7 protein-coding genes are annotated in these 7,844 nt (G+C 72.7%); 6 read left to right on the forward strand and 1 reads right to left on the reverse strand.

Going from position 1 to position 7,844, the window contains the following annotated elements; translation table 11 throughout:
• Positions 1–26 precede the first annotated feature (26 nt).
• Positions 27–737, forward strand: a complete 711-nt coding sequence (locus ACZ4Z5_RS14430; RefSeq protein WP_468261679.1) for an RlpA-like double-psi beta-barrel domain-containing protein — start codon at positions 27–29, stop codon at positions 735–737.
• A gap of 23 nt (positions 738–760) precedes the next feature.
• Here ACZ4Z5_RS14430 and ACZ4Z5_RS14435 read toward each other — a convergent pair whose 3' ends face one another.
• Positions 761–1,651 carry a YwqG family protein gene (locus ACZ4Z5_RS14435; protein ID WP_468261682.1) on the reverse strand — a complete coding sequence of 297 codons (891 nt, stop codon included), beginning with the start codon at positions 1,649–1,651 and terminating at the stop codon, positions 761–763.
• A 247-nt stretch (positions 1,652–1,898) separates the two neighbouring features.
• Here ACZ4Z5_RS14435 and ACZ4Z5_RS14440 point away from each other — a divergent pair, with 247 nt between their 5' ends.
• The 5 genes from ACZ4Z5_RS14440 to ACZ4Z5_RS14460 all read left to right on the forward strand — a co-directional run bounded on the left by ACZ4Z5_RS14440 (position 1,899) and on the right by ACZ4Z5_RS14460 (position 7,742).
• Positions 1,899–3,305, forward strand: a complete 1,407-nt coding sequence (locus ACZ4Z5_RS14440) for a hypothetical protein (protein WP_468261685.1) — start codon at positions 1,899–1,901, stop codon at positions 3,303–3,305.
• Positions 3,306–3,316: 11 nt separating this feature from the next.
• Entirely contained in the window at positions 3,317–4,456 is a 1,140-nt protein-coding gene (locus ACZ4Z5_RS14445) for an ARPP-2 domain-containing protein (RefSeq protein WP_468262045.1), read from the forward strand.
• Between the two features lie 106 nt (positions 4,457–4,562).
• Positions 4,563–5,582: a glutamine synthetase gene (glnII, locus tag ACZ4Z5_RS14450; RefSeq protein WP_468261688.1), complete on the forward strand. Its 1,020-nt coding sequence runs from the start codon at positions 4,563–4,565 to the stop codon at positions 5,580–5,582.
• Positions 5,583–5,740: 158 nt separating this feature from the next.
• Positions 5,741–6,655, forward strand: a complete 915-nt coding sequence (locus tag ACZ4Z5_RS14455) for a DUF6891 domain-containing protein (protein WP_468261690.1) — start codon at positions 5,741–5,743, stop codon at positions 6,653–6,655.
• Positions 6,656–7,067: 412 nt separating this feature from the next.
• A complete protein-coding gene (locus ACZ4Z5_RS14460) occupies positions 7,068–7,742 on the forward strand; it encodes a winged helix-turn-helix domain-containing protein (RefSeq protein WP_468261693.1) in 675 nt (224 codons plus the stop codon).
• Positions 7,743–7,844 lie beyond the last annotated feature (102 nt).

A 7,844-nucleotide genomic window follows, 5' to 3' on the forward strand; every position in this document is an offset into this window, starting at 1 on the left:
CATACGGCTGGAGACAGGAGCCTCACGTGTCACGCAAGAAGACTCTCAGCGGCAAGAAGAAGATCGCCCTGCTCGTCGGCGTCGCGGCGCTGGCCGGCGGCACTGCGATTGTCATGACCGGGACAAGTCAGGCCTCGGTGGCCTGCGACGGTCTCGCGCAGGCACTCCGCAACAACGAGAACTTCATCGCCGCGCAACGGGCGAACCCCGACGCCCAGTCCGAAGCCAGGATCGCCAACCGGACGGCGGTCATCGAGCAGATCAAGGTCCAGCAGAAGGCCGCCGGCTGCCAGGCCGGCGAAGGCTCCTCGGGAGCCGGCGCCGGGAACGGCGCCGGGAACGAGGGAGGCGGCGCGGGCAACGCCGGGAACGGCAACGGCGGAGGCCAGGCGGCGCAGCCGCCCGCCCAGGGCGCGCCGCCCGCGGCGGAGGCACCGGCCGAACCGCCCGCCGCCGGCGGCGGCAACGCCGGCCAGGGCGGCGGCGCCGGCGAGGTGGTGTGCCCCGGCTCCACCGTGACCCTGTCCGGCGAGGGCGGCGCCCCCGCAGCGTCCAGCAACCAGTTCCCCGCCGGGACCAAGCTGAAGGTGACCAACCTGGACAACAACAAGTCCACGACCGTCGAGGTCACTTCGGTGTCCGGCAGCTGCGTCCTGCTGAACAACGCCGCGTTCGAGCAGGTCCGCGAGCCGGGCAAGTTCCTGATCCGGAAGGCCCGCATCGAGCGGGTCGGCTGATCGAGCGGGTCGCCTGACGCCCGTCAGGCACAGTCGAACCGGTGCGCGCTCGGCCGGTCGGGGCAGCACGGGCAGACGAACACGTAGACGCCCCCCGCGTCCCCGAGCATCAGGCCGGGCGCACGGTACACCGGAGCCATGAGAGACCACGGGACGTCCGCCGCCGTTCCCCCGGCGGACGGCCCGTCCTCCAGCGGCTGCCAACTGCTCCCGCCGTCGGCCTCCGAACTGTTCACCGTCACCAGGTGTTCCATGACACCGCCGCACGCACCGCAGTCCGGCCACTCCGGATGCTGCGACCAGCCCGGATAGCCGCCCGTCTTGATCCCCGGAGCCTGCGAGAGATCGTCGTGGTAGGTCCGGCCCGTCTCCGCCTCCAGCTGCCGGAAGCGCTCCCTCAGAGCCTCCCGCAGCCCGCCGGGCAGGTCCTTGGCCGGGTACTCGTATATCCGCTCCGGATGCACCGCACACGGATCCGGCACGTGCTCCCCGGGGGCGTCCGCCGCGCGGGGCGGGTCCATGAGCAGCGGGCCCCCGTACGCCGCCGACCGCCACCACAGGCGCGGCTCGACGCCGTACGCCGGCTCGTGCTCGAACGGACACCACAGCACCTGGAGCAGATCGGACCCGGGCGGGAACGGCAGGTCCGGCACATCGGCACCGTACAGCTGCAGGACGGGCACCAGCGGCACCGGTTCCTCCCCCGGCAGGTCGAAACCCACCGGCTCGTGCTCCGTCTCGCACACCGGCCATGGCTCGTCCGCCGGCCACAGCAGCGGACCGCCCACCGAACTGTCCCGTACGCCCGGACTGCCCGCCCGCGGATGCAGCCGCACCGCGGCCCTGCGCAGCGGCAGCAGCTCGGGGAAGAGCGCGGCCACGTCCAGTGGGCGCGGCGGTGTGGTGGGCGTCATCGGTCCTCCAGCGACAGGTCGTCCCCCTGCTGCCACACAGTAGAGGCACCCGCTGACAACGCCCCCGGCGCCGGACGGGCGCCGGAGCGGAAATCCGGTGGCAGGGCCCCTACGACGGGGTGTTACGTTTGCCCGTGCCGGCCGCGGGACTCCGGTGCGAGTTCCGGGACCCGCCTCTGAAGCAGTGATTTCGCTCATCGCGCCCTCATTCCCCGGCCGGCCACCACAGACGCCCACGGGGGACCTCATGGCGGAGACCCACGCCGACCTCATCGCAGCCGAGGACGTGCTGCTCTTCGTCAACGCCGCCGTGACCGCCACCGGTCAGCGGGAGTTCCGCTCGGACGCCTACGAGCAGCAGCTGTCCCTCGGCTTCCTGCACGACTACGTACGCGTCAACTACCGGCGCGTCTACGCAGCGGCGCTCGCCCTCGACATCAACGACCACAACGCCGCGCTCATCGTCGGCCGGCTCCTGGAGACGGCCGCCGAGGCGGACCCGGACCAGAAGCGCACCGAAGGCCGCCTCATCGCGGCCCGGCTGGCCGTGCTGCCGCCGCAGCGTGTCTACCGGCTGTTCCGCGCACTGCGCCGGGCGAAGGTCAACAACCGCCGTACGCGCGCCATCATGCGGGACTGGCTTGCCTCACGGCCCCATGCCGGCCTGGACGCCGTGAAGTACCGGCACGGGCTGAAGACCGCCGCCCGGCACATCCATCTGCGCTACGACGGACACGAGATAGGGGACTTCCTCTTCCGCCCCGACCGCCGCGCCCGCTACGGACACGAGTTGCTCGACACCTACCGGCGCGCCCGCTACGAACAGGCGGCCGTATACGAACTGCCGTTCAGCGTCGCCGAGGGGTTCGCCGCCAAGCACGGCATACCGCGGGGCGTGTTCCTGGAGCGCATCGAGCCCCGCATGACCCGGCTCGAACGGCTGCGCACCCAGCGGACCGGGCCCGCGGCCGACCTGTCCGTGATGCCCCTGACGCGGCTGGCGTCGTACGTCCTCTCGCTCGGCTTCGACGAGCGGGTGCGCCGCCGCGCCGAGCTGACCGGCGCGCTGCGCACCGCCGCGCGCCGGGCGGCCGGCCGCTGCGCCGGAACGTGGGGGCGCGTCGCCGCCGTACTGGACGACAGCTACTCGTCGTCAGGATCGGGCGAGAAGCGTCGCCGGCCGCTCGCGGTGGCACTCGCCTGCCACTTCCTCCTGGAGGCGTTGGCCGAGTCGTACGTGCCGCTGTGGACCTCGGGGGCCGGGGATCCGCTGCTGGTCCGCCCGTACGGGGCGACACCGCTCGGCATGCGGATCGTCGACGCCCTGGAACACGAGCCGCAGCGGCTGGTGGTCGTGTCGGACGGGTGGGACAACGCCCCGCCGGGCCTCGCGGGCGAGGTGCTGCGGGTGTGGCGCACCCGGCTGGACCCGGAGCGGCGCACCGCGGTCGTCCATGTGAATCCGGTGTACGACGCCGACGGGTTCGACGTGCGCCGGCTGGCGCACGGTGTGCCGACGGCCGGCATCCGGGACGCGGAGGACCTGCCGGCGCTGGTGGAGATCGCGCAGTTCGCGGAGGGCCGTACCGGCCTCGCGGAGCTGCACGCGTACCTGGACGGGCGAGTGGAGCGTTTCCTCGGGGAGGGTGTGTGACCGGGCTGGACATGAGCGGGCTGACGGCCGGGCCGGCCCAGGTGTGGGGCGGGGTCCGGCTCGTACCGCTGCTCCGCGAGGAGCCGGTGGCCGGGCTGCGGCTGCACCACGAGCTCTACGACGAGCCCCACGCGGCCGTCGACACCGGTCCGGCCGCCTATCTGTCGTACGTTCCGCACGGCTTCGTCGCGGACTGGTCCGGCGACGGCGTCCGGTCCGCGGCGTACGGCACCCAGCTCACGGCCGACAGTACCCCGCCGCCCGCGTGCGTACCGCTGCGGTTCCACCACCGGATGGCGAAGCGGCAGCGCGGGGACCGGCTGCGCTTCCTGCCGATGCACCTGGCCCTGGAGGGCTATCTGGCGCTGCACTTCGGCGGCCCCACGGTGGTCTGGGACGAGTGGTCCGAGCAGGCGGTACGGCAGGGCCTGTCACCGCGTGCCGAGGCGGCCTACCGCGGCGCCGAGGTGTGGGGCCTCGCGGAGGCACTGCGGGTGTTCGAGATCCACCCGGGCCAGTGCGGGGTGGTGGTGTACACGGCGGACGCGCTCGCCGCCGCGTTCGTGGTGCCCCACCCGGACGACTACCGCGCCCTGCACCCGTCGCTGGTGGCGGACCTCTACGGGGAGCTGGTGCACCAGTACGCCTTCTACGGGCGCCCCGTACCGGAGTTCTCGGCCCGGATCACCGGCACGGCGGCCTCGCGCATACGGACCCTCGCGGACCTGCGGGCCGCCGCGCGGGCGCAGGAGCAGGCCTGGCGGGAGGCGCACGACACCCTGTTCGCGGGCGGGCTGCTCGATGCGACGTACGCGTTCCAGCAGGTGTACCGCATGGGTTCGTTCCGGCTGTCGCGGTTCCTCCCGCCGTTCACCCAGGGCGGGGAGGAGCAGCACATCGGTGAGACGATCACCGACCACAAGGGGCGGGTGGCCTACCTCAAGACGTTCCGGCTGTCCGAGGGCCAGATCCGCCGCGGATACCTGCTGCGGCGCCTCGCCGACAACGACTGGCACCCGGGGCGGACGGCCGACGCGATGGGCACCACGGCCGAGGAGCTGTTCCGGCGGATCCGTGCGGCCGGGTTCGGGTCCCTGCTCGCCGCGCACACGACGCACACGAGCCCGGCGAAGCAGGGGAATCGCGGGTAACACCCGGTTCACCATCGGGCAACGGCCGGGAAATGCGTTCTTGCGAAGCTGCGGCCACACCCTGCTGCATCCCCCGAAGCCGCTGCACCCGCAAAGGATGGCGTCCGTGACGTTCAAGGCCGAGTACATCTGGATCGACGGCACCGAGCCGACCGCCAAGCTCCGTTCCAAGACGAAGATCCTCGCCGACGGGGCGGAACTGCCGATCTGGGGCTTCGACGGCTCCAGCACCAACCAGGCCGAGGGCCACTCCTCGGACTGCGTGCTCAAGCCGGTCTTCTCGTGCCCCGACCCGATCCGTGGCGGCGACGACGTGCTCGTGCTGTGCGAGGTGCTCGACACGGACATGACGCCGCACTCCTCCAACACCCGCGCGCAGCTGGTGGAGGTCGCGGAGCGGTTCGCCGCGCAGGAGCCGGTCTTCGGCATCGAGCAGGAGTACACCTTCTTCGACGGCGAGCGTCCGCTCGGCTTCCCGAAGGGCGGCTTCCCGGCCCCGCAGGGCGGCTACTACTGCGGCGTCGGCTCCGACGAGATCTTCGGCCGCGAGGTCGTCGAGGCGCACCTCGAGCACTGCCTGGCCGCGGGCCTCGGCATCTCGGGCATCAACGCCGAGGTCATGCCCGGCCAGTGGGAGTTCCAGGTCGGCCCGCTCGCCCCGGTGGAGGTCGCCGACCAGCTGTGGGTGGCCCGCTGGCTGCTCTACCGCACCGCCGAGGACTTCGACATCTCCGCCACCCTGGACCCCAAGCCGGTGAAGGGCGACTGGAACGGCGCCGGAGCGCACACCAACTTCTCCACGAAGGCGATGCGCGAGGGCTACGACGCGATCATCACCGCGTGCGAGGCGCTCGGCGAGGGCTCCAAGCCGCTGGACCACGTGAAGAACTACGGCGCCGGCATCGACGACCGCCTGACCGGTCTGCACGAGACCGCCCCCTGGGACGAGTACAGCTACGGCGTCTCCGACCGCGGTGCCTCGGTCCGCATCCCGTGGCAGGTCGAGAAGGACGGCAAGGGCTACATCGAGGACCGCCGCCCGAACGCGAACGTCGACCCGTACGTGGTGACCCGGCTGATCGTCGACACCTGCTGTGCCGCGCTGGAGAAGGCCGGGCAGGTCTGATCCGCCGCCCGGCCTCCCTCGACAGGGGCGCCCCGCTCCCGCCGTTCCTCCGGCGGGGGCGGGGCGCCCCGTTCGTCGTGGGTGGGTTCCCGTCACGGTGGTCGCATGCGGTCGGCCCTGCCGCGGTCGCTGTCAGTGGGCTCTGCCACAGTGGCCACATGCTTGCGATCACCGTGGAGACCGACAACCGGCAGCGGCACATCCGGCCGACGGACGAGCAGCTCGCCGGGCTCGTGCACCGCATCGGCGGCGAGGGCGACAGGTTCCTCGTCGTCCAACGGATACCGGACCTGCCCGATGTCTACATCCAGGTGTGGCACGAGAACGGCGGCGACTACCAGCTGGAGCACCGCGACGGGGCGCACGACCGGCACTTCATGGTGGAGGTGGACGGGCCGGACGCCGTCCTCACGGCGATGCTGGGCTGGGCGCGGGGGGAGGACGGCTGGGACTCCGGGCTCGACTGGATGCCGCTGGACCTGGGACCTGCCCCGGAGCCGGTGCCCGAGCCGGCCCCGGACGACCGCGAAGAGGTCGAAAAGCGCGTCCGGGAGGTGCTCGTCGGCGGCTACGCCACCCGGGCCCGGCTCGCGGAGCTCGCCGAGGACTACCTGGTGTCCGGGGACGACCGGCCGGTGTCGCCCGAGCAGGCCCGGCAGCTGGTCGACCGGATGTGGCAGGAACGGGTCGCCGAACAGGCCTCCTGGGAGGGCGAGACGGACCCGGAGCGGCTCACCCGCGCCTTCGGGGCGCTGCAGGCGGCCGGCATCACCGCCAGGGAGAACTTCACCTGCTGCCGCAACTGCGGCCAGACGGAGATAGGCGGCGCCGGCGCACCCGACGCCCGCGGCTTCGTCTACTTCCACTCGCAGTGCACGGACGGGGCCGCGGCCGGGCACGGACTGCATCTGCTGTACGGCGGGTTCGACGGCTCCCAGGACACGACCGCGGCGGTCGGCAGGGAGGTCGTGGCCGCGCTGTCGGAGGCCGGCCTGTCCACGGAGTGGAACGGCGACCCGGAACAGGCGATCAAGGTCACTCCGCTGAACTGGCGCAAGCGGCTGGTGGGTTGACCGGAGCGGACGGACCCGTGGGCGGACCGTTCCGTGAGACGGCGGCGTATCGCACTGTGAGAGCACACTGCTTCACACGGTGATCGCCTGCTTCAATGACCGCATGCCAGGCTTCGAGAACACCGCGACGGGTCGCAGCGACCTCGAGCCGTTCTGGCCTTCCCGCCAGCACCACGACTTCGACCGTGTGTGTTGCCGCGCGATGAACGCGCCGGCCCTCTGAGCACCCGCAGGACGCACCCCGACCGATCCTGTGCGGTCCGTCGGGGTTCCGGGCCCCGGTTCCACCCGGGCCCCGGTTCCCGGTCCGGTCTCAGGCCTTCTGCCGGCGCGCACGACGTACGTCCGTCCCGTCGAGTCGACGCACTTCCTCACGTCGGCGCCTTCCTCGCGCGAAAAGAGCTGACCTCTCATGGCGAACACCCGTCCCTCCTCCGCTGCGACCGCCTCCGCCGCACCCACCGGTACGACAGCCGTCTCCTCCGGCCGCCACCGTCTCCGGGCCGTCGACCCCGACGAGGTCGCCCTGCTCGGTCAGGTCGCGGACCTCTTTCCGCCGGGCGCCACATGGCTGCCTGCCCCGCAGCACACGGTGCCCGCCCTGCCCGGCCGGCCACCGATGGTCGGCTACCTGGTGCTCGTGCCCGCCGACCAGCAGCCGGCCCTGACCGCGCCCCCCGGTACGGCGGCGCCGACGGCCACGGGTGCGGGCGCGGGTCCGGGCGCAGGCGCGGGTCCGGGCGCAGATGCGGGCTCGGGTCCAGGTCCGGCTCCGGCTCCGGACCCCGGCGACGAGGACACCACCTCGGGGCCGGTGCGGATCGACATCGCGCAGCGCATCGCGCGGGTGGACGGCGAGGTCATGGACCTGACCTACCTGGAGTTCGAGCTGCTCGCGCATCTGGTGGCGCATCCGCATCGGGTGCACACACGCGACCAGTTGGTGACCACGGTGTGGGGTTACGGCCATGTCGGCGACGGCCGCACCGTCGACGTCCATGTGGCGCGGCTGCGCCGGAAGCTGGGCCCGGGGCACCGGCACACGATCCAGACCGTCCGCCGGGTGGGTTACAAGTACGCCCCGTGAAGAACGACTCGGGCCCGGGGGGGGGGGGGGGGGGGGGGGGGGGAGAGGGGGGGGGGGGGGGGGGGGGGGGGGGGGGGGGGGGGGGGGGGGGGGGGGGGGCGT

The sequence above is a fragment of the Streptomyces sp. NPDC030222 genome (genome assembly GCF_055573115.1).

What these genes read in the sequence shown, in the direction of transcription:
- ACZ4Z5_RS14460 (WP_468261693.1), top strand. Translation starts at nt 7,068, where the DNA reads ATGGCGAACACCCGTCCCTCCTCCGCTGCGACCGCCTCCGCCGCACCC.
- ACZ4Z5_RS14445 (WP_468262045.1), top strand. Translation starts at nt 3,317, where the DNA reads ATGAGCGGGCTGACGGCCGGGCCGGCCCAGGTGTGGGGCGGGGTCCGG.
- ACZ4Z5_RS14435 (WP_468261682.1), bottom strand. Translation starts at nt 1,651, where the DNA reads ATGACGCCCACCACACCGCCGCGCCCACTGGACGTGGCCGCGCTCTTC.
- ACZ4Z5_RS14455 (WP_468261690.1), top strand. Translation starts at nt 5,741, where the DNA reads ATGCTTGCGATCACCGTGGAGACCGACAACCGGCAGCGGCACATCCGG.
- ACZ4Z5_RS14440 (WP_468261685.1), top strand. Translation starts at nt 1,899, where the DNA reads ATGGCGGAGACCCACGCCGACCTCATCGCAGCCGAGGACGTGCTGCTC.